The following is a 21,091-nucleotide window of genomic DNA, read 5'->3' as shown; positions in this document are numbered from 1 at the left end:
AGACCCCGTACCGCGGCCAAAGGTTGTAGGAATACGGCTAGTTGGTTCGTACGGTGACAGAAAGTGTCATTCCGCCTACGGAAACGGCGGTGAGGGGAGCTACTCCGCGATCGTCTCGGGGAACCGCGCGTTCGCCCCGTTCGCGCCCATCGACGCGCCGCTGAAGTTCCACGACCCGTCCGCGATCAGCCCGCTGCTACGGGCCTGCAGCACCCACGCGAACCCCTGCCCCGCGTTCTCGCCGGGTGCCCCCGCGATCAGGCCAGACCGGCCGTCGCGGTTGGGGTCGTGCAGCCGCACGTCGGAGCCGAAGAGGTCGCCGGCCTCCGCGGTGCCGGGGATCCCGGGGGTGTCCTGGTTGAAGTGCTGTACGCCGGTCGTGGTCAGCCCGGCGGCGGAGCCGCGCAGCAGCCAGACGGCGCCGGCCCCGGCGCTGGTGCCGATCGCCTCGCCCTCGGCGCCGACCGCGAGGTCGGGGAAGCCGTCGCCGTTGACGTCGCCGAGCGAGACGTCGCTGCCGAAGCGGTCCTCCACCTCGTACGCCCCGGGGACGCCCCCGCTGCCCTGCTGCCACACCTCGGGCTGCCCGGCGCCCGGCCCGCCCGCGGCCCCGTACCAGACCTCGACGGCGCCGCCCGACAGCTCGAACTGGCCGTGCTCCAGCACCGAGGGATCGCCGATCACGAGGTCGTCGGCGCCGTCCTTGTCGATGTCGCCCGCGACGCCGACCGGCCCGCCGGCGAACCCGGTGCGCGTGTAGCCCTCCGGGCCGCCGCCCTTGAGGTACAGGGAGTGGCCCTCCAGGTACTCCAGGTACCACTGCGTGCCGGTGACCACGAGATCGGCGGCGCCGTCGCCCTCGAAGTCGCCGCCGACCAGGCCGGTGGGCGTGAAGTCCTGCGGGAAGTCGCCGAAGGGGTGGCCCGTCTGCGCGCGTGCAGGGGTACGTGCCCGGCCCCAGCCCCCGTACAGCTCCAGGTGGTCCTTCGACAGGATCGCCAGCGCGGTCGAGCCGTCGTGGAACCAGTCGCCTGCGGCCAGGCCGGTCGCGTAGGCGTTGCCCTCGGTCAGGGAGGCGGGGCGCAGATCCTGGGCGCCGCTGCCGGACACCCCGCCGGACGAGCCGTAGAGGATGATCGTGCGCCCCGTGTCGGCGACGCCGCCGAGGTCTTCGCCGGTGGCGCCGACGGCGAGGTCGGCGTACCCGTCGCGGTCGAAGTCGGCGGAGGCGAGGGTGGCGCCGAAGGCGTCGCCGGCCTCGGAGGTGCCGGGGACGCCGGCGGTGGACTGGCTGACGACCGTGCGCCTGGCGGTGTCGAGCCCGCCGGCCGAGCCGTAGAGCACGGCGACGTACCCGGCGCGCGCGGCGCCGTCCACGGTGCCGGAGGGGGCGGCCACCACCAGGTCGGGGTAGCCGTCGCCGTTGAAGTCGTCGTGGAACTTCGCGGGCGCCGCGACCGCGCCTTCCGCGGGCGCGGCCGCGGCCGGTGCGGCGCCGCCCGCGAGGGCGGCGCCGGCGACGACGGCCAGAGAGGCCGCTAAGGCGGTGGCGGTCGTGGGCGTACGGCGGCTGCGTGGCATGTCGGGCTCCTGAACGTAGGTGACGGAGTACGGCTACTCAGTGGGCCTCTCACCCGGTGAGACACCTGACGTTCACCCGAGGTTGTACGAACTACCGCTCTTCATATGGCACATGCAGCTTTCCGCGAACTTGTTGCGTAATGAACCTGGTTCGCGGGATTCATCCGGTCATTCCTGGCCCATCAGGTAGTGACCCAGGTCCTCGTCCGCGAAGCCCGTGCCGAACCGCGCCCCGCCCGTACGGCCGGGCCCCTCGAAGTTGTCCGGGCTGAACGCCACCGAGCCCGTGGCCGTCAGCCCGCCGGCGGCGCCGCGCAGCGACCAGATCGCGCCCGTGCCGTTCTCCTCCGGCGCGCCCACCGCCAGCTCCGCCCGGCCGTCGCCCGTGACGTCCCCGAACACCAGGGCCGCGCCGAACCGGTCCCCGGTCTCCGCCACGCCCTTCACGCCGGGCGTGTCCTGGTGGAACGCCTGCGCGCCACGGGCCTTGAGCCCGCCGGAGCCGCCCTTGAGCAGCACCACGGAGCCCGCGGACTGCTTGCTGCCGATGGCCTCGTACGGCACGCCCACGGCGAGGTCGGCGAAGCCGTCGCCGTTCGCGTCGCCCGCCGCGAGCCGGGCGCCGAACTGGTCGCCGCGCTCGCCGGTGCCAGGCACGCCCGCGGTGTCCTGGGTGAAGGCCGAACGGCGCGTCTCGCTGGGGCCGTTCGCGGTCCCGTAGACGACCCTGACCTTGCCCTTGCCGTACGGGAGGTCCTCGACGCTCGCGCCGACCGAGCGGTACGCGAGGTCGCCTTTCCCGTCGCCGTCGAAGTCGCCGATCGTCGGCGAGCTGCCGTTGGGCAGCGCGGCGCCGCTCCGCGTCAGCCCGCCGGGGCCGCCGCCCTTCCAGAACCAGCCGCTCTCGGCGTTGCCCTGGTAGCTGAAGAACGCCACGAGGTCGTCGGCGCCGTCGCCCGTGACATCGCCGACGGCGACGCCGTCGAGGCTGTCCTCGGGCTTCATCTCGACGAGCCCGCTCTCGCGCGCGGGAGCGCCGGCGCGGGTGAACGGGCCGTAGAGGACGGTGTACGCCTCGGCGCTGTCGCTGCGGGTGCTGGGCACGAGCAGGTCGCCCTCGCCGTCGCCGTCGAAGTCGCCGGCGTGCAGGTCGCGGGCGAGACCGCCGCCGCCCGGCACCTGGGCGCGGGCGGCGCCGGCGCCGGTCAGGCCGCCCGCGCGGCCCCACAGGACGGTGACGGAGCCCGCCGCGTCGCCGTCCTCGGCGCGGGCGGTGACGGCGAGGTCGGTCAGGCCGTCGCCGTCGAGGTCGCGGGCGACGAGCCGGTCGCCGAAGCGGTCGTCCGCCGCGGGGGTGCCGGGGACGCCGGCGGTGGACTGGCTGAGGACCGTGGAGGCGGGAGCGGTGACGCCGTCGGCGGAGCCGTAGCTGACGAGGACGTAGCCGGCCTCGGTGTGTCCCGCGACCCTCCCCCCGGGGGCGCCGGTGGCGAGGTCGTCGTAGCCGTCGCCGTCGAAGTCGGCCCGTACGGCACGGGCGTCTGCGGCGGCGGCTGCTGCCGAGTCAGCCGGGACGGCGGCGGCGCCGGCCGGGGCGCCCCGGTCCTCCGCCCCCGCCGAAGGGGCGGTGACGGCCGCCGTGCCCGCGGTGGCGAGACAGGCGGTTAAGGCGGCGAGGGTACGGATGCGCATGGGGGGTCCTTCCGGTGACGGTCTGACGGGCGGGTTGCGTGCACTCCCGCGTCATACGACACGCCCCGCCCGGTGATGGTTGTCCATCCCGGGCGCCGAGACCGGCGCTGGACACGCCACGGCCGGCCCCGTATGGCTCACGGGGCCGGCCGCCGTGGGGGGTTGCCTGTGGCGTCCCGTCCTGCGTCACGTCTGCCGCACACCGTACGGCCGTCCTCGCCGTACCGCACCGCCGCACCACTACGTCGCCGGCTGCGGCTCCGGCTCGCTCTCCGCCGCCTCGGTGCCGTCCCCCGGCGGCTCCTCCGCCGGCGTCCTCACCGAGTCGAGCAGAAGCTGCGCCACGTCCACGACGGCCAGCGACTCCTTCGCCGTTCCCGCGTTCTTCTTGCCGTTTACGGAGTCCGTAAGCATCACGAGGCAGAAAGGGCACGCCGTGGACAGAATGTCCGGGTTCAGCGACAGCGCCTCGTCCACGCGCTCGTCGTTGATCCGCTTGCCGATGCGCTCCTCCATCCACATGCGCGCGCCGCCCGCGCCGCAGCAGAAGCCGCGCTCCTTGTGCCGGTGCATCTCCTCGTTCCGTACGCCCGGGACCTTGGCGATGATCTCGCGCGGCGGCGTGTAGACCTTGTTGTGCCGGCCCAGGTAGCAGGGGTCGTGGTACGTGATGATCCCCTCGACCGGCGTCACCGGGACCAGCCGGCCCTCGTCGACGAGGTGCTGGAGCAACTGCGTGTGGTGGATGACCTCGTAGTGGCCGCCGAGCTGCGGGTACTCGTTGGCGATGGTGTTGAAGCAGTGCGGGCAGGTGGCGACGATCTTCTTCTTCGCCTTCTCGACCGTCACCCCTTCATCCTCGTCCTCGCCGAACGCCGTGTTGAGCATCGCGACGTTCTCCTCGCCCAGTTGCTGGAAGAGGAACTCGTTGCCCAGCCGGCGCGGTGAGTCGCCCGTGCACTTCTCGTCGCCGCCCATGATCGCGAACTTCACGCCGGCGATGTGCAGCAGCTCCGCGAACGCCTTGGTGGTCTTCTTCGCCCGGTCCTCCAGCGCGCCCGCGCAGCCGACCCAGTACAGGTAGTCGACCTCGGAGAGATCCTCGACATCCTTGCCGACGACCGGGATCTCGATGCCCGTGTCCGCCGCCAGCTCCTTGGTCCACTCCAGCCGCTGCTTCTTGGCCAGGCCCCAGGGGTTGCCCTTCTTCTCCAGGTTCTTCAGCATCGTGCCCGCCTCGGACGGGAAGGAGCTCTCGATCATCACCTGGTAGCGGCGCATGTCGACGATGTGGTCGACGTGCTCGATGTCGACGGGGCACTGCTCGACGCACGCGCCGCAGGTGGTGCAGGACCACAGCACGTCGGGGTCGATGACGCCCTGCTCCGCCGCGGTGCCGATCAGCGCGCGCTCCGCCTCGGCGAGCGCGTCGGCCGGTACGTCGGCGAGCTGTTCCGCGGTCGCCTTCTCCTCGCCCTCGGCGGACTTGCCGCCGCCGGCGAGCAGGTACGGGGCCTTGGCGGCGGCGTGTTCGCGCAGCGACATGACGAGCAGCTTGGGCGACAGCGGCTTGCCGGTGTTCCAGGCCGGGCACTGCGACTGGCAGCGGCCGCACTCCGTACAGGTGGAGAAGTCGAGGATCCCCTTCCAGGAGAAGTGCTCGACCTGGCTGACGCCGAAGACGGTCTCCTCGCCGTCCTCGTCGTCGAAGACCGTCTCGAAGTCGATCGGCTTGCCGCCGGAGGTCATCGGCTGGAGCGCGCCGAGGGCCACCGCGCCGTCGGCGTTGCGCTTGAACCAGATGTTGGGGAAGGCGAGGAAGCGGTGCCAGGCCACGCCCATCGTGGCGTTGAGGCCGAGGACGAGCGCCCAGATGAAGGAGGTCGAGATCTTGACCATCGCGACGAGGTAGACGAGGTTCTGCACGGCGCCGGTGCTCAGCCCGTCGACCGCGGCGGTGACCGGGTACGACGCGAAGTAGGCGGCCTCGTAACCGCCGACGTGGTGCAGCGAGCCCTCCAGCCCGCGCAGCACCAGGATGCAGATGCCGATGACGAGGATGACGTACTCGACGAAGTACGCCTGCCACATCGTCGAGCCCGTGAAGCGGGACTTGCGGCCGGCCTTCGACGGCAGGCTGAGCTGCCGGATCACGATGAGCGTGAGGATGCCGAGCGTGGTCATCAGCGCGATGAACTCGACGTACAGCTCGTACGGGAGCCACTCGCCGATCACCGGCAGCAGCCAGTCGGCGACGAACAACTGGCCGAAGGCGTTGACGAGGGTCAGCACCAGGGTCAGGAAGCCGATGGCGACGAACCAGTGGGCGAAGCCGATGACGCCCCAGCGGTTCATCCGGGTGTGGCCGAGGAACTCCCTGACCAGGGTGACGCTGCGCGCGACCGGGTCGTCCGTGCGGCTGCCGGCGGGGACGGGCTTGCCGAGCCGGACGAAGGCGATGATCTGCCCGATGGCGCGAGCGAACAGCGCGGTGCCGACCGCGGTGATCACCAGCGATACGACGATGGCGGCGAGCTGCATGGAGGGCTCCTCGGCCGGACTGCTCTGTGTGTCGGCTCTGCGTGTCTGCTGGATCTGCTGTGTGCGTGTGCGGGCCGTACGTGTCGTACGTGCCCTGCTACTCGGCCTACCCAGCTACTACTAAGCGGTAACTTATCTCTTCCCCGCCTGAGGGTACCCGGGCGGCCCCGGCCCCCTGAAGCCGCCCGGCCGGTGATGTGCGTCGCGCCTCCGGCACCGCCGCGACCTCCGGCCCGTAGCCCGAAAACCCGTTCCCACCTGCACTGACGCACAAAACTTGAGTGGAGTTGACTCAGGTGAATTGCGCCGGGGGTGGTCGGCATGGCACCCTTGAGCCTGACCAGCTCAAGGCAGAGCATCTGATCCGGAGGATAGACAACATGGCACGTGCGGTCGGCATCGACCTGGGCACGACGAACTCTGTCGTCAGTGTTCTCGAGGGCGGTGAACCCAGCGTCATCACCAACGCCGAGGGCGCCAGGACCACGCCGTCCGTCGTCGCCTTCGCCAAGAACGGCGAGGTGCTCGTCGGCGAGGTGGCGAAGCGCCAGGCGGTCACCAACGTCGAGCGGACCATCCGGTCGGTCAAGCGGCACATGGGCACCGACTGGAAGCAGCCGATCGACGAGAAGCAGTTCACCCCCCAGCAGATCTCCGCGTTCATCCTGCAGAAGCTGAAGCGGGACGCGGAGGCGTACCTGGGCGAGAAGGTGACCGACGCGGTCATCACCGTCCCCGCGTACTTCAACGACTCCGAGCGCCAGGCGACCAAGGAGGCCGGCGAGATCGCGGGCCTCAACGTCCTGCGGATCGTCAACGAGCCCACCGCCGCCGCCCTCGCCTACGGCATGGAGAAGGAAGACCAGACGATCCTGGTCTTCGACCTCGGCGGCGGCACCTTCGACGTCTCCCTGCTGGAGATCGGCGAGGGCGTCGTGGAGGTCAGGGCCACCAACGGTGACAACCACCTCGGTGGTGACGACTGGGACCAGCGCGTCGTCGACTACCTGGTCAAGCAGTTCCAGAACGGCCACGGCGTCGACCTGTCCAAGGACAAGATGGCGCTGCAGCGGCTCCGCGAGGCCGCCGAGAAGGCGAAGATCGAGCTGTCCTCGTCCTCCGAGACGTCGATCAACCTGCCGTACATCACCGCCTCCGCGGAAGGCCCGCTGCACCTCGACGAGAAGCTGACCCGGGCGCAGTTCCAGCAGCTCACCCAGGACCTCCTGGAGCGCTGCAAGACGCCGTTCCACAACGTCATCAAGGACGCCCGCATCGATCTGGGCGAGATCGACCACGTGGTCCTCGTCGGCGGCTCCACCCGCATGCCGGCCGTCGCCGAGCTGGTCAAGGAGCTGACCAGCGGCAAGGAGGCCAACAAGGGCGTCAACCCGGACGAGGTCGTCGCCGTCGGCGCCGCCCTCCAGGCCGGTGTGCTCAAGGGCGAGGTCAAGGACGTCCTGCTGCTCGACGTCACCCCGCTGTCCCTCGGCATCGAGACCAAGGGCGGCATCATGACCAAGCTCATCGAGCGCAACACCACGATCCCGACGAAGCGTTCCGAGACCTTCACCACGGCGGAGGACAACCAGCCGTCGGTGCAGATCCAGGTCTTCCAGGGTGAGCGCGAGATCGCCGCGTACAACAAGAAGCTCGGCATGTTCGAGCTGACCGGCCTGCCGCCGGCCCCGCGGAACGTGCCGCAGATCGAGGTCACCTTCGACATCGACGCCAACGGCATCATGCACGTCGCCGCGAAGGACCTCGGCACGGGCAAGGAGCAGAAGATGACCGTCACCGGCGGCTCCGCGCTGCCGAAGGACGACATCGAGCGCATGATGCGCGACGCCGAGCAGTACGCGGAGGAGGACCACAAGCGCCGCGAGGCCGCCGAGACGCGCAACCAGGGCGAGCAGGTCGTCTACACCACCGAGAAGTTCCTCCAGGACAACGAGGACAAGGTGCCCGGCGATGTGAAGTCCGAGGTCGAGGGCGCGATCGCCGACCTCAAGGAGGCGCTGAAGGGCGAGGACGCCGCGGCGATCCGCGAGGCGACGGAGAAGGCCGCGGCCACCAGCCAGAAGCTCGGTCAGGCGCTCTACGCCGACGCCCAGGCGTCCGGCACCGCCGCCGCCGGCGGCGAGGGCGCCCAGCAGGCGCAGAACGACGCGCCCGCCGGTGCCGACGACGACGTCGTCGACGCCGAGATCGTGGACGACGACAAGCCCAAGGGTGGTGCCGCGTGACGGAGGAGACCCCGGGCTTCGAGGAGAAGCCCGACGTCCCCACCGACGCAAAGACAGCGGAGGCACAGCAGGGCGGCCCGGACGGGGCCGGCGGCTCGCCCGCCGGCGCACGCCGCGCCGACGGAGCCGGTCCGGGTGCCACCGCCGGGAACGGGGACGCGAACAGCCCGCTTGCGGCTCGTCTGGACGAGACCCGCAAGGCGCTCGACGAGCGGACGAAGGACCTGCAGCGGCTCCAGGCGGAGTACCAGAACTACCGCCGGCGGGTCGAGCGGGACCGGGTCGCGGTCAAGGAGGTCGCGAACGCGAACCTGCTGACCGAACTGCTGCCCGTGCTCGACGACATCGGCCGGGCCCGGGACCACGAGGAGCTGGTCGGCGGGTTCAAGTCGGTCGCCGAGTCGCTGGAGACCGTCGTGGCCAAGATGGGCCTCATGCAGTTCGGCAAGGAGGGCGAGCCCTTCGACCCGCTGATCCACGAGGCGCTGATGCACAGCTACTCGCCGGATGTGTCCGAGACGACGTGCGTGCAGATTCTCCAGCCTGGGTATCGGATCGGCGAGCGTACGATCCGCCCCGCGCGGGTCGCCGTGGCGGAGCCGCAGCCGGGGGCGTCGTCCGGGTCGCAGGGCAAGGAGGGCGAGAAGCCGGACGAGAAGCAGGCGGACGCGGACGACGGCGGACCCGAGTCCGCCGCGGCGGACGGCGGCGGCTCGGACGCCGGATCCGCGAAGCCGGGGTCCGGCGGAGAGACGGACAACGGTGGCCCGGACGAGGGGTGACGCCGTAGCGGCCGCCGAGGGACGAGAGGAGGGACGCCGGGAATGAGTACCAAGGACTTCATCGAGAAGGACTACTACAAGGTTCTCGGCGTCCCGAAGGACGCCACCGAGGCCGAGATCAAGAAGGCGTACCGCAAGCTCGCCCGGCAGTACCACCCGGACGCCAACAAGGGCGACGCCGCGGCCGAGGAGCGCTTCAAGGAGGTCTCCGAGGCCAACGACGTACTCGGCGACCCCCAGCGGCGCAAGGAGTACGACGAGGCGCGCACCCTCTTCGGCAACGGCGGCTTCCGCCCGGGCCCCGGCGCGGGCGGCGGCGGCTCGTTCAACTTCGACCTCGGCGACCTCTTCGGCGGCTCGGGCCCCGGTGCCCCGGGCGGCGGCGGCCAGACCACCCCCGGCGGCTTCGGCGGCGGCCTCGGCGACGTCTTCGGCGGGCTGTTCAACCGCGGCGGCGGGCGTACGCAGCCCCGCCGCGGCCAGGACATCGAGTCGGAGGTCACGCTCAGCTTCACGGAGGCCATCGAGGGCGCCACGGTCCCGCTGCGGATGTCGTCGTCGGCCCCGTGCAAGACATGCGCCGGCACGGGCGACAAGAACGGCTCCCCGCGGGTCTGCCCGACCTGCGTGGGCACCGGCCAGGTCTCCCGCGGCGGCGGTGGCGGCTTCTCGCTGACCGACCCGTGCGTGGACTGCAAGGGCCGCGGGCTCATCGCCCAGGACCCCTGCGACGTCTGCAAGGGCAGCGGCCGCGCCAAGTCGTCCCGCACGATGCAGGTCCGCATCCCCGCGGGGGTGCAGGACGGGCAGCGGATCCGGCTGCGCGGCAAGGGCGGCCCGGGCGAGCGCGGCGGCCCCGGCGGCGACCTGTACGTGGTGGTGCACGTCGACGGCCACCCGGTCTTCGGCCGCAAGGGCGACAACCTGCTGGTGACGGTCCCCGTCTCGTTCCCGGAGGCGGCCCTCGGCGCGGACATCAAGGTGCCCACGCTCGGCGGCCCGCCGGTCACCCTGAAGCTGCCGCCGGGCACGCCCAACGGACGCACGATGCGCGCCCGCGGCAAGGGCGCCGTCCGCAAGGACGGCACGCGCGGGGACCTGCTCGTCACCGTCGAAGTGGCGGTGCCGAAGGAGACGGACGGCACGGCGCGCGAGTCGCTGGAGTCGTACCGGACGGCCACCGCGGGCGAGGACCCGCGCGCGGAGCTGTTCAAGGCCGCGAAGGGAGCTTGACGACGATGAACGGCAGAAACGGCGGACGCGGCGGCCCCCGCGGCCGCAACCCGTACGAGCTGACCGAGGAGACGCCGGTCTACGTCATCTCCGTAGCCGCGGAGCTCTCGGGCCTGCACCCCCAGACCCTGCGCCAGTACGACCGCCTGGGCCTGGTCTCCCCGGACCGCACCGCGGGCCGCGGCCGGCGCTACTCGGCGCGGGACATCGCGCTGCTGCGGCAGGTCCAGACGCTGAGCCAGGACGAGGGCATCAACCTGGCCGGGATCAAGCGGATCATCGAGCTGGAGACGCAGGTCGCCGCCCTCCAGGCGAAGGTGGCGGAGCTGACGGACGCGGTGGACGGCGCGGCGTCGGCGATGGCGCAGCGGGAGGCGCAGGTGCACGCGTCGTACCGGCGGGACCTGGTGCCGTACCAGCAGGTGCAGCAGACGAGTGCGCTGGTGGTGTGGAAGCCGAAGAAGAAGCGGGGCTGAGCCGGCGGCTCACTCGGCGAGGTAGGTGACCTCCACGCGGGGCGGGAGCCCGGCGTGGAGGTTTCTCATGTGCGGGCGCAGGGAGACCTCGCGCAGGGTGCCGAGTCCGGCGAGCGGGGAGAGGCCCAGCGGGCCGTTGCCCGGCGGCAGGTCGAGCACGAGGTGGTCGAGCTGCGGGAAGAGCTCCGGGAAGCGGGCCAGGTCGCGTTCGCCTGCGGGCCGGTCGTCGACCAGGCCGAGGAAGCGGACACCCGGCAGCGCGGCGCCCGCGGGGGCGACGGCCGGCAGGTCCAGCGGGGACCGCAGCCCTTCGAGCCGGGGGAGCGCGGCCAGCGCCGGCCAGTCGTCCGCGGCGGCCTCGTGGCGCCAGCCCAGGTAGACGAAGCGGAGCCCCGGGTGCTTGGCCAGCGGACGCAACCCGGAGGTCTGGGCGGTCAGCAGGTTGAGGGTGTCCAGCGCGGGCAGCGCCGGCAGTGTGCCGAGATCCAGCCGGGACCGCCGCTCGGGCGAGAGCGACAGGCTCTCCAGCCCCGGGTGGTGCGCGAGCAGTTCGGGAACGGCGTCCGCCAGGCCCGGCACGGTGTCGAGGATGAGGGTGCGCAGGGGCAGCCCGGCCGTCGCGGACGCGTCCCGCAGGCCGAAGCACTCACTGAGCCGCAGGTGGCGCAGCTCGCTCTGGTCGCGGACGAAGCCGAGGTCCGGCAGTGTCGGCTGGGCGCGGAGAATCAGGTGGGTGAGGCGTATCCCGGCGAGCGTGCCGTGCACCTCGGCGGGGTCGACCGGGCCGCGGACCTCGATCATGGGGCGGCCGCCGAGCGCGCGCAGGGCCCGTAGCTCGGCGTCGGAGGTGGCGGTGAAGTACAGCCCGTCAGGATCGAGCCGGGCGATGATCTCCTCGGCGTACTCCTCGGATTCGAAGCGGTGCCAGGCCCAGGCGAGTTGCCTGCGGACGCTCAGGGAGGGATGGGCGGCGTAGCGGGCGAGGAACGGGATGGCGCGGTCGGACTCCACCCGGCTGGCGGCCACGGCGACCAGGTCGGCGGCGTCGCCCGCCTGCTCCGGGCCCGGCAGCAGGTCCAGCACCAGCGGTCCTGCCGCACCCAGCGCCCGCGCCGCCATCGGCGTCGTGGGCGGGATCAGCGCCTCCGTCTCGCGCTCCACCGCCTCCCGTACCGCCGGGGCCAGTTCGGCCGCGTGCTCCAGGCAGGCGGTCGCCAGCAGCCGGATGCGTACGCTCTCGACCCCGCCCTTCCGCTGCGCCGCCGCCAGCAGCTCCCGCAGGATCTCCTCGCGCTCCCGCGGGCGGGCCTGGGCCACCGCCATGCGGATGACGTCCTCCCACTGGTCGTCCGCCGCGTGGGCCGCCAGGACGCCGATGTCGCCCTCCTCCACCGCCGCGCGGGCGCCGAGGTAGTCCTGGAAGGTGCGGTGGACGAAGTCGACGGCGCCCGGGGCCGGTTCGCGGAGGAGGCCGCTGCGGTCGCGGAAGTGTTCCAGTACGGCCGCCGCGTCGCCCAAGGCCGCGACCTCCGGGACCGCCGGGAGGGCGGCGGCGACGAGGGATTCGGCGCGAGTGCGGTCCAGCTCCGTGCGGCCGTTGCGGATCAGCCAGTACGCGAGCCGCTGGAGCACCTGGAGCTGGGGTTCCTCGCGCAGGTCGGGAACGGCCATGTCGCGTTCGCGGTCGCGGCGGCTGAGCAGCATCGACAGGGCGGCCTCGTACAACTCCTTGCGCCCGCGCGGGAGGTAGCCGCGGCGGGCGCGGTTGAGCGCGCACATCAGGCCGCACATGAGCGGGTTGGTGGCCAGCCGGCCGAGGTCGGAGGTGTGCCGTACGGCGGCGGCGAGCTGCTGCTCGTACGCCGTGAGCTGCGCGTCGTCCGCCGCGGGGGCGCCGGTGCGGGCGGCGCCGGCGCGTACGGCCTCATGCCAGCGGGCGATGAAGCGGGTGAGGTCCGCGGGGCGCATGGGGGCGAGGGCCAGCTCGGTGAAGCCCTCGGCGGCGAGCCAGTCCTCGCCGACGGCGGAGGGGCGGGAGGTGACGAGCCAGCGGTTGCCGGGGTAGGCGTCGGCGAGGTCGGCGAGCCAGCGGCGGGTGCGGTCGCGCTCGGCGCGGGGGACCTCGTCGATGCCGTCGACGAGGAGCAGCCCGCGGCGGGCGGTGAGCACGCGGTGCTCCCAGCCGCCGGGCTGCGCGCCGGCGAGCGGGCTGCCGGTGGCGGCGAGGAAGTCGCGGGGGGCGGGGAGGCGTTGGCCGTGCCGGGTGAGGGTGCGGAGCGGCAGGACGAAGGGGACGCGGCCGGCGAGGTAGTCCATGGCGCTCGCCGCTCGGGCGTCGGCACGGGTGGCGGAGAGGGCGAGCCACTGCACGAGGGTCGTCTTGCCGGAGCCGGCGGCGCCGCGGAGCAGGACGCGCTCGTAGGTGGCGAGGGCCTGGTCGGCGGGGAGTACGGGGTCGGGGAGGGGCTCGGCGTCCTCGAAGGGGAACGGTGCCGGGGCGGCCTGCGGCGAGGCGGCGGCCTCCAGCCGCAGATACGCCACGTCCAGCGGCCACTTCGCCGGCGAGTCGGCGAGATCGACACCGTAGATGGTGAGTCTGCCGTGCGTCTTGGCGGCGTACGCGAAGTACTCGCGCTCGAAGGCCGCGTCCTGTGCGGCGGGGAGCGGGGTGCGGGCGATGAGTGCGTCGAGGCGGGCGATCTGGTCGGCCTGGCGACGGGACTGCTCGACGAGGGTGCGGGCGACGAACGTCGAGCGCTGGCTGAAGAAGTGCAGGATGTGCAGGCAGGCGGTGTCGAGAAGGGCGTCGTGGAAGGAGGCGGCGTCGGCGGAGAGTTCGCGTACGGGATCACCGCCGCCGCTCTGTGCCGCGGCGTGGCGGAGCCGGCGGGCGAGGGCTTCGGGGCCGAGCTGGACCGCCTGTACGTCGTCCAGGTCGAGGTCGCCGAGCGCCGTGAGGCTGCGGGCGAGCGCGCCGGCGACGGCGGCCGTCTCGCCGGCGGGGACGGGGGAGGGCTCGCCTCCGGGGCCGCGCAGGGCGCGGCGTACGAGGGTGTCCGCGAGCTTGCGCAGGCCGTTCTGGTCCAGCTCCCGCTGCTCGCCGCGGAACGACACCAGCGCCGCCATCCGCACCGGCCGCCCCGCCAGCCCCGCCCCGGGGCCCTCGCTGCGGAACAGCCGCCGGACGAGGGGCGCCACGACGGCGGACGCGAGCCTGACGCCGACGGCTGCGGGTTCCATGGGGCTGACGATATAAGCGGGCGGTGACAGGTCACCGGCGGTGTTCACCGAACATCCGGTTCGTTCTGTTATGTACACCCTCATCATCATGAATTTCAGGAAGATGATGCTGAGTTCGGGTGGAGTTGATACGGACAGCAAGCCAATGTTCTGGTTAAGAGCGGGGGACAAGTCGCCGAACGTGATGCACGTACGGCTCAGTTGGTCCGGGAGTTCATACAGTGAGGTCTCACGCTTCGGGCAACACGGCGCGGCAGGCTCCCCCGGTCGGTCTCGCGCTGCTCTCCGACCGGGAACGCGAGGTGCTCCTCCTGCTCGCCGACGGCCCGACCAATCGCCGGCTGGCGTCGCAACTGGGGGTGGCGGAGCGCACGGTCCGCGCCCACCTGACGAACATCTGCCGCAAGCTGAACGTGGAGTCCCGCGTCCAGGCAGCCCTGGTCGCCGACCGCCACCGCCGCGCCCTGCTGCCGGCCGGGGCGGGTCCGGACCGGGTTGCCCCAAGAGGCAATGGCCGGGGGCGCCGCGTTCGTGAATGATGGGGGCGCGTGCCCTCCGGGTGCCGCTGAGGCGACCTGCCATCGTCGTACGCGGGCGCCGGCGGCACCCCTCGGACGGAGCGCTGGTGCGTTCGCTTCCCGGCCTCACGCACCAGCGACTCCGTTCCTCTTCCCCCGGTCCCACTCGCTCCGCGCCCCCGCAGCCGTCTGTACAGGCTCCGGAGACGGCCCCCCATGGGTCAGACCCTGTCGAGCATGCCGGAGCGGGAGATGAGGTAGCCGAGTTGGGTGCGGCTGTCGCTGCCGAGGGCGGTGGACAGCTTGGCGATGTGCGCGCGGCAGGTGCGGACGTTCATGCCGAGGCGGCGGGCGATGGCCTCGTCGAGGTAGCCCTCGACGAGCAGCCGGGCGATGCTGCGCTGGACGCCGGTGATGCCTTCCCGGGTGTCGTGCTCGGGAGGCTGGTGGCCCCACGGGACGCCGAGCTCCCAGAAGTAGTCGAAGATGGCACGCAGGAACCAGACCAGGCCCGGGTGGCGGATCTCCATCGCCACCTCGCGGCTGGCCTGCGCGGGGACGAAGGCGATGTCCCGGTCGACGATGAGGAGTCGCTCGGGCATGACCTCCAGGGTGCGCACCTCCAGCCCGGTGTCGCTCAGCTCGTCCAGGTAGGCGAGCTGACTTGGGTGGTGCCGGTACGTGTGGTTGTACAAGGTCCGCTGTGTGACGCCGCGTTCGCTCATCCGCCGGACGCGGTGGGCGGTGGTGCGCATGGTGGCGGGGTTCCAGTTGGTCCGCCCGCTGGCCGGCTGGATGGCGAGGAACTGCTCCGTGCAGTCCTCCAGGGCCCGCGCGAGGGCGGCGTCGATCCGCTCCTTCCCGGTCCAGACGGTGAACCCGGCCGTGGCCGGGTCGTCCGGACCGGGCGACGTCAGCTTCTCGACGGTGTCGGCGAGCACGGACACGAAACGCCGGTACTCGCCCAGCTCTCTTTCGAGGGGCTCGACGAGCCCGGCGAGCGCCTGCGTCGGAGGCGTCGGCACCAACCACTGGGTGTCGCCGGGCTCGAGCCGTAAGAGGTCCAGGTCGAAGAGGCACGGCGCGGTCGCCGTGGCCTCGTGTGAGATGCGGCCGGAGCGCAGGGCCGAGGCGTAGAGCTTCCTCCCCGGGGCGCAGAGGCCGGTGGTGTGGTGGGGGTGCGACATGTCTCTCTCAGGTCTCGTCGAGGATGCCGGAGCGGGCGATGAGATAGCCCAGTTGTGCACGGCTGTTGCTGCCCAGTGTGGAAGCGAGCTTGGCGATGTGGGCGCGGCAGGTGCGGACGTTCATGCCGAGGCGGCGGGCGATGTTCTGGTCGAGGTGGCCCTCGACCAGGAGGCGGGCGATGCTGCGCTGGACGCCGGTGATGCCTTCGTGAGTGGCCTCCGTGTAGGCGGCTTCCTCCAGGGGGGTGGCCAGTTGCCAGAACTGCTCGAAGACGCCCACGAGATAGGAGACGAGCCCGGGGTGGCGGAGTTCCAGGGCGACCTGGCGGTCCGGGCGGGCGGGAAGGAAGGCCGCCTGGCGGTCGACGATGATCAGGCGCTCGATGATCTCCTCAAGCGTTCTGACCTCGACCTGCTGCGGGCCGACGAACCGCAGGTACGCCAGCGTCATGGGCGCTTCACGCGCCGCATGCTGGTAGAGGGTGCGCATCCGTACGCCGCGTTCGGCGAGCGGGCGGACCCGCTGCAGTGCCTCGCCGAGGGCGCGGGCGCCGCGGCTGGCCGCCTCGGGCTGGACGGTGAGTAGCTCGTGTGAGCACTCGCCGACCGCCCGATCCAGCGCGGTGTTGATCGTGCCGAGGCCCTCAAGCACCGTGATCGGTGAGTTGTCGGAGGCGACCTCGATGCCGATGTCGATGAACCGGCTGAAGCTCTTCGCGAGATCCGCCGCGTGCTGCTGCCGCTCACGGATCTCCCGTTCCCGGGATACCAGAAGCCCCATCATGGCGTCGGACGCGGGGACCGGCAGCAGCCAGTCCGGGGCGTCGGGGTCGGGGTAGAGGAGGGCGAGGTCGTTCAGGCACGGTGCGAGCCGCGCGTCCGCCGCCGCTATCCGGCCGTCCCGCACGGCGGCGGCATATGCCTCGCGGGCGGCCGGGCAGGGCTCTTGGAGGCTGTGGCCGTGCTCATGATCGTGCCCTGCGTGCATCTCCGTGTACTCCCAGGAGCGGTGATCGGGGTCAGGACTGGTCGAGGATCCCGGAGCGGGCGATGAGGTAGCCGAGTTGGGCCCGGCCGTTGCTGCCGAGCGTGGTGGCGAGCTTGGCGATGTGGGCGCGGCAGGTGCGTACGTTCATGCCGAGCCGGTCGGCGATGACCTCGTCGACGTGCCCTTCGACGAGCAACTTGGCGATGCTGCGCTGGACACCGGTTATGCCGTCCGGCTCCGGATGCTCGTAGTGCACCTCCTCGTCAAGGGGCGTGGCGAGCTGCCAGAGGTGGTGGAATACGCCGACGAAGTACTCGACGAGACCGGGATGCCGGACCTCCACCGCCGTATCCCGGTTCAACTTCACCGGCCGGTCCCGGTGCGCGGGAACGAAGGCGACTTTGCGGTCGATGATGATCAGACGATCGACCAGCTCCTCGAGCGTGCGCAGTTCCATGAGGTCGTTGGCGACCCGTTCCTGATAGGCGAGCAGGCCGTAGTTGTGCCGTGCGGTGTGCTGGTAGAGGCTGCGAATGCGCACGCCGCGGTCGACCAGCGGACGCACCCGGTCCACGGCCTTGTCGAGGAGCGCCGGGGGGCGGGTGCCACCGGGCTGGACGGTGAGGAGTTCCTTCTCGCACTCCGCCGTCGCCCTGCCGACGATCGCGTCGATGTTGGTCACGCCGCTCAGTTCGGTGATCGCGCTGCTGACGGTGGTGCGTCCCTGGGTGATGGAGAGGAACGGCTCGAACGCGTCCGCCAGCGCTAGGGTCTGGTCCCTGCGCTCCTGGATCTCGCGCTCGATGGGGTGCTCAAGTCGGGCCAGCGCGGTGGACGGAGGCACCGGCCGGAGCCATCGTGAGTCGTCCGGGTCGGGGAGGAGCAGCATCAGGTCGATCAGACACGGCACGTTTTCTCCCTCCGGCCGGGAGACGCGCCCGGCCCGCAGCGCGCGGGCGTAAAGCTCCGAACTCGCGGCACAGAGGTCGGCGTATCCATGAGGATGGTCTGATTCGCCTTGATTTACGCCCATTTATCCTTCCCACAGGAAGATGTGATTCAGGAACATGATGCAGTGCAGAGGTGGTGAACAGCCTTCGCGTGAGGCACCTTCTTCTGTGGGAAGCGGATTCATTAGGGAGGCCGGGACTCCCAATGGCAAAAAAACTGACACGGTGGGCAGTTGCATTCGTGACTGCGGCTGTACTCAGCGTCATAGCAAGTCCCTTTGGCGCAGGCTCCGATGCCGGTCCGAGTGAGCAGGGTTCGGACCGGGTGGCGGTGGCGGCACAGCAAGACCCGACCTGGGGCTAGCCCGGGGACTGGACATTGACAACCTCAGACAGACAAGGACTTAACCAGACACAGGTAGCACGATGAACCCAGACCACCGCCGAAAGACGGAGAACCATTGGCACTCCGTCGATCTCGCTACGGCGGTGCCCCGTCCCGGAGACAGGCTGGCGGTTGCCCTCCTCGGAGAGCCGCTCACCATCCTGCGCGACGGAAGCGGGGTCGTCCAGGCCTTCCGCCGGAGGTCCGGGCGCTATGTACGCTGCGTGGTGCGCTGCGGCGTGATCTTCGTCAATCTTGGCGAAGAGGATCACGTTCCCGTAGCAGCCGACGGCGTACCTGATAGCGAGAGCATCACCCCCCACTGTGCCTGACCGGGCGGTATCCCCCGTGTCCAGATCGCCCGAAGGCACACCAGCGGTGCCATCGCGGACGCAACCCCGCGATGGCACCGCTTTTGCGTGTTCTTGCGCGCATGCTTAGGGGTCGGCGGCCGCGTCGCGGTCGCCGGTTGCCGGTGCCGGGTTGGAGTTGAGTGGAGTAGACTCAACTTAGCTTACGTAGCCTCAGGCACGCCGAGTGCGGGCCGAGGTGTACCCCCATCGGCACCCCGGCAAGGAGGAGCACACAGCAGTGGACGCGGAGCTGACCAACAAGAGCCAGGAAGCGATCGCCGGCGCCAACAGCCGTGCCGTGTCCGGCGGCAATCCGGACATCACCCCCGTACATCTGCTGCTCGCCCTGCTCGACGTAGCGGACAACGAGAACCTCCAGGACCTGCTGGCCGCCGTCGACGCCGACCAGGCCGCCGTGCGGTCCGGGGCCGAGGCACTGCTCGGCGGGTTGCCCAGTGTGCAGGGGGCGACGGTGTCGCCGCCGCGGGCGGACCGGGAGTTGCTCGCCGTCGTGGCCGATGCCGCCGCGCGGGCGCGGAAGCTCGACGACCAGTATGTGTCGACCGAGCACCTGCTCATCGGGGTCGCCGCCGAGGGCGGTGCCGCCAAGGAGTTGCTGAAGAAGCAGGGGGCGAGTGCCAAGGCGCTTGTGCAGGCATTCGAGGAGATCCGCGGCGACCGGCGCGTGACCACGAAGAACCCCGAGGGCACGTACCAGGCGCTGGGCAAGTTCGGCACCGACCTGACCGCCGCCGCCCGCGACGGCAAGCTCGACCCGGTCATCGGGCGGGACCAGGAGATCCGCCGCGTCGTGCAGGTGCTCTCCCGGCGTACGAAGAACAACCCCGTCCTCATCGGCGAGCCCGGCGTCGGGAAGACCGCCGTCGTCGAGGGGCTCGCGCAGCGGATCGTGAAGGGGGACGTGCCCGAGAGCCTGAAGAACAAGCGGCTCGTCGCGCTCGACCTCGGCGCGATGGTCGCCGGGGCGAAGTACCGGGGCGAGTTCGAGGAGCGGCTGAAGACCGTGCTCGCCGAGATCCGGGAGAGCGAAGGACAGGTCATCACGTTCATCGACGAGCTGCACACGGTCGTCGGCGCCGGCGCGGGCGGCGAGTCCGCCATGGACGCCGGCAACATGCTGAAGCCCATGCTCGCCCGCGGCGAGCTGCGCATGGTCGGCGCGACGACCCTCGACGAGTACCGCGAGCGGATCGAGAAGGACGCCGCCCTGGAGCGCCGTTTCCAGCAGGTACTTGTCTCCGAGCCCACCGTCGAGGACACCATCGCGATCCTCCGCGGCCTGAAGGGGCGGTACGAGGCCCACCACAAGGTCGTCATCGCCGACTCCGCGCTCGTCGCCGCCGCGACCCTCTCCGACCGCTACATCACTTCCCGCTTCCTCCCCGACAAGGCCATCGACCTCGTCGACGAGGCCGCCTCCCGGCTGCGGATGGAGATCGACTCCTCGCCCACCGAGATCGACGAGCTGCAGCGCGCCGTCGACCGCCTCCGGATGGAGGAGCTGGCGCTGAAGAACGAGTCGGACGTCGCCTCCCGCGAGCGGCTGGAGCGGCTGCAGCGCGACCTCGCCGACAAGGAGGAGGAGCTGCGCGGCCTCACCGCCCGCTGGGAGAAGGAGAAGCAGGGCCTCAACCGGGTCGGCGAGCTGAAGGAGCGGCTGGACGAGCTGCGCGGCACCGCCGAGCGCGCGCAGCGCGACGGCGACTTCGACACCGCCTCCAAGCTCCTCTACGGCGAACTGCCCGCCCTCGAACGCGAGCTGGAGGAGGCGTCCGCCGCCGAGGAGGAGGTCAAGCGGGACACGATGGTCAAGGAGGAGGTCGGCTCCGACGACATCGCCGACGTCATCTCCTCCTGGACGGGCATCCCCGCCGGCCGGCTGCTGGAGGGCGAGACGCAGAAGCTGCTGCGGATGGAGGAGGAGCTGGGCCGGCGGCTCATCGGGCAGGACGTGGCCGTACGGGCCGTCTCCGACGCCGTACGCCGCACCCGCGCCGGCATCGCCGACCCCAACCGGCCGACGGGCTCGTTCCTCTTCCTCGGCCCCACCGGCGTCGGCAAGACCGAGCTGGCCAAGGCGCTGGCCGACTTCCTCTTCGACGACGAGCGGGCCATGGTCCGCATCGACATGAGCGAGTACGGCGAGAAGCACTCCGTCTCCCGCCTGGTCGGCGCGCCCCCGGGGTACGTCGGGTACGAGGAGGGCGGTCAGCTCACGGAGGCCGTACGGCGGCGCCCGTACTCGGTGATCCTGCTGGACGAGATGGAGAAGGCGCACAACGAGGTCTTCGACATCCTGCTCCAGGTGCTGGACGACGGGCGGCTGACGGACGGTCAGGGCCGTACGGTCGACTTCCGCAACACCATCCTCATCCTCACCTCCAACCTCGGCTCCACCTTCCTCGTCGACCCGATGATCAAGGACGAGCAGAAGCGGGAAGGGGTGCTGGAGACGGTACGGAAGGTCTTCCGGCCCGAGTTCCTCAACCGGCTCGACGACCTCGTCGTCTTCAACGCACTCGGCGGCGACCAGCTCAAGCGCATCGCCGCCATCCAGCTCGCCCATCTGCAGGAACGGCTCGCCGAACGCCGGCTCACGCTGGACGTCAGCGACGCGGCGCTGGCCTGGCTGGCGCGCCTGGGCGTCCCGGAGGACGAGCCGGAGCCGGACCTCAGCTACGGGGCGCGCCCGCTGCGGCGGCTGGTGCAGACGGCGATCGGGGACCAGCTCGCGAAGGAGATCCTGGCGGGCGAGGTGCGCGAAGGGGACAGGGTGCGGGTGGACGTGTTCGGGGACCAGTTGCTGGTCGGCGCGGCGGAGTAGGGGCGGCCGGGCGGGGCCCGTTCGCCGGCGCCGGGCGGCGGTGCCGCCCGGCGCGCTGCTCCGGCGCAGCGAGT

The 21,091-nt window shown here is 71.4% G+C and carries 13 protein-coding genes; 6 read left to right on the top strand and 7 right to left on the bottom strand.

The genetic code is table 11. The features are described 5' to 3' along the window. Positions 1 to 99: 99 nt before the first annotated feature. From CXR04_RS16545 to CXR04_RS16535, 3 genes are all read right to left on the bottom strand, one after another. Positions 100 to 1,581 carry an FG-GAP and VCBS repeat-containing protein gene (locus CXR04_RS16545; RefSeq protein WP_101423154.1) on the bottom strand — a complete coding sequence of 494 codons (1,482 nt, stop codon included), beginning with the start codon at positions 1,579 to 1,581 and terminating at the stop codon, positions 100 to 102. A 168-nt stretch (positions 1,582 to 1,749) separates the two neighbouring features. Continuing rightward, positions 1,750 to 3,273 (bottom strand): FG-GAP repeat protein, encoded by a 1,524-nt coding sequence (locus tag CXR04_RS16540; protein WP_101423152.1) that lies wholly within the window; start codon positions 3,271 to 3,273, stop codon positions 1,750 to 1,752. 240 nt (positions 3,274 to 3,513) lie between these two features. After that, complete coding sequence (locus CXR04_RS16535) at positions 3,514 to 5,814, bottom strand: (Fe-S)-binding protein (RefSeq protein ID WP_101423150.1); 2,301 nt, start codon at positions 5,812 to 5,814, stop codon at positions 3,514 to 3,516. A gap of 380 nt (positions 5,815 to 6,194) precedes the next feature. Between CXR04_RS16535 and dnaK the strand changes: the two genes are divergently transcribed. From dnaK to CXR04_RS16515, 4 genes are read left to right on the top strand one after another with little or no spacing between them, the layout of a single operon-like run. Beyond that, positions 6,195 to 8,060 (top strand): molecular chaperone DnaK, encoded by a 1,866-nt coding sequence (dnaK, locus tag CXR04_RS16530; protein ID WP_101423148.1) that lies wholly within the window; start codon positions 6,195 to 6,197, stop codon positions 8,058 to 8,060. Continuing rightward, positions 8,057 to 8,842 (top strand): nucleotide exchange factor GrpE, encoded by a 786-nt coding sequence (gene grpE, locus CXR04_RS16525; protein ID WP_101423147.1) that lies wholly within the window; start codon positions 8,057 to 8,059, stop codon positions 8,840 to 8,842. The genes dnaK and grpE overlap by 4 nt, the downstream gene beginning before the upstream one ends. 42 nt (positions 8,843 to 8,884) lie before the next feature. Beyond that, positions 8,885 to 10,075, top strand: a complete 1,191-nt coding sequence (gene dnaJ, locus CXR04_RS16520) for a molecular chaperone DnaJ (RefSeq protein WP_101423145.1) — start codon at positions 8,885 to 8,887, stop codon at positions 10,073 to 10,075. A gap of 5 nt (positions 10,076 to 10,080) precedes the next feature. Then, the gene (locus CXR04_RS16515) at positions 10,081 to 10,551 is read left to right on the top strand and encodes a heat shock protein transcriptional repressor HspR (RefSeq protein ID WP_101423144.1); all 471 of its coding nucleotides are present in this window, start codon (positions 10,081 to 10,083) and stop codon (positions 10,549 to 10,551) included. A 9-nt stretch (positions 10,552 to 10,560) separates the two neighbouring features. On the opposite strand, the gene CXR04_RS16510 is transcribed toward CXR04_RS16515, so the two are convergent. Next, positions 10,561 to 13,791 (bottom strand): NACHT domain-containing protein, encoded by a 3,231-nt coding sequence (locus tag CXR04_RS16510; protein WP_101423142.1) that lies wholly within the window; start codon positions 13,789 to 13,791, stop codon positions 10,561 to 10,563. A 221-nt stretch (positions 13,792 to 14,012) separates the two neighbouring features. Between CXR04_RS16510 and CXR04_RS16505 the strand changes: the two genes are divergently transcribed. Beyond that, positions 14,013 to 14,330: a helix-turn-helix domain-containing protein gene (locus tag CXR04_RS16505; RefSeq protein WP_234380265.1), complete on the top strand. Its 318-nt coding sequence runs from the start codon at positions 14,013 to 14,015 to the stop codon at positions 14,328 to 14,330. A 200-nt stretch (positions 14,331 to 14,530) separates the two neighbouring features. Here the strand turns inward: CXR04_RS16505 and CXR04_RS16500 are convergent, their stop codons facing one another. From CXR04_RS16500 to CXR04_RS16490, 3 genes are read right to left on the bottom strand one after another with little or no spacing between them, the layout of a single operon-like run. Beyond that, on the bottom strand, positions 14,531 to 15,496 hold the full coding sequence (locus CXR04_RS16500; protein ID WP_101423140.1) for a helix-turn-helix transcriptional regulator: 966 nt from the start codon (positions 15,494 to 15,496) through the stop codon (positions 14,531 to 14,533). 7 nt (positions 15,497 to 15,503) lie between these two features. Next, on the bottom strand, positions 15,504 to 16,484 hold the full coding sequence (locus CXR04_RS16495) for a helix-turn-helix transcriptional regulator (RefSeq protein WP_101423138.1): 981 nt from the start codon (positions 16,482 to 16,484) through the stop codon (positions 15,504 to 15,506). Positions 16,485 to 16,515: 31 nt separating this feature from the next. Then, positions 16,516 to 17,517: a hypothetical protein gene (locus tag CXR04_RS16490; RefSeq protein ID WP_101423136.1), complete on the bottom strand. Its 1,002-nt coding sequence runs from the start codon at positions 17,515 to 17,517 to the stop codon at positions 16,516 to 16,518. 893 nt (positions 17,518 to 18,410) lie between these two features. Between CXR04_RS16490 and clpB the strand changes: the two genes are divergently transcribed. Then, the gene (gene clpB / locus CXR04_RS16480) at positions 18,411 to 21,017 is read left to right on the top strand and encodes an ATP-dependent chaperone ClpB (protein ID WP_101423133.1); all 2,607 of its coding nucleotides are present in this window, start codon (positions 18,411 to 18,413) and stop codon (positions 21,015 to 21,017) included. Positions 21,018 to 21,091 lie beyond the last annotated feature (74 nt).

The sequence above is a fragment of the Streptomyces sp. CMB-StM0423 genome (assembly GCF_002847285.1).
GTDB lineage: Bacteria > Actinomycetota > Actinomycetes > Streptomycetales > Streptomycetaceae > Streptomyces.
The sequence above is the reverse complement of the archived record's forward strand: the minus strand, read 5'-3'. Positions and strand labels throughout refer to the sequence as shown.

Coding starts and splice junctions, on each gene's coding strand:
- dnaJ (WP_101423145.1), top strand. CDS start 8,885: ATGAGTACCAAGGACTTCATCGAGAAGGACTACTACAAGGTTCTCGGC.
- CXR04_RS16545 (WP_101423154.1), bottom strand. CDS start 1,581: ATGCCACGCAGCCGCCGTACGCCCACGACCGCCACCGCCTTAGCGGCC.
- CXR04_RS16500 (WP_101423140.1), bottom strand. CDS start 15,496: ATGTCGCACCCCCACCACACCACCGGCCTCTGCGCCCCGGGGAGGAAG.
- CXR04_RS16540 (WP_101423152.1), bottom strand. CDS start 3,273: ATGCGCATCCGTACCCTCGCCGCCTTAACCGCCTGTCTCGCCACCGCG.
- CXR04_RS16510 (WP_101423142.1), bottom strand. CDS start 13,791: ATGGAACCCGCAGCCGTCGGCGTCAGGCTCGCGTCCGCCGTCGTGGCG.
- dnaK (WP_101423148.1), top strand. CDS start 6,195: ATGGCACGTGCGGTCGGCATCGACCTGGGCACGACGAACTCTGTCGTC.
- CXR04_RS16490 (WP_101423136.1), bottom strand. CDS start 17,517: ATGGGCGTAAATCAAGGCGAATCAGACCATCCTCATGGATACGCCGAC.
- CXR04_RS16495 (WP_101423138.1), bottom strand. CDS start 16,484: ATGCACGCAGGGCACGATCATGAGCACGGCCACAGCCTCCAAGAGCCC.
- CXR04_RS16515 (WP_101423144.1), top strand. CDS start 10,081: ATGAACGGCAGAAACGGCGGACGCGGCGGCCCCCGCGGCCGCAACCCG.
- CXR04_RS16535 (WP_101423150.1), bottom strand. CDS start 5,814: ATGCAGCTCGCCGCCATCGTCGTATCGCTGGTGATCACCGCGGTCGGC.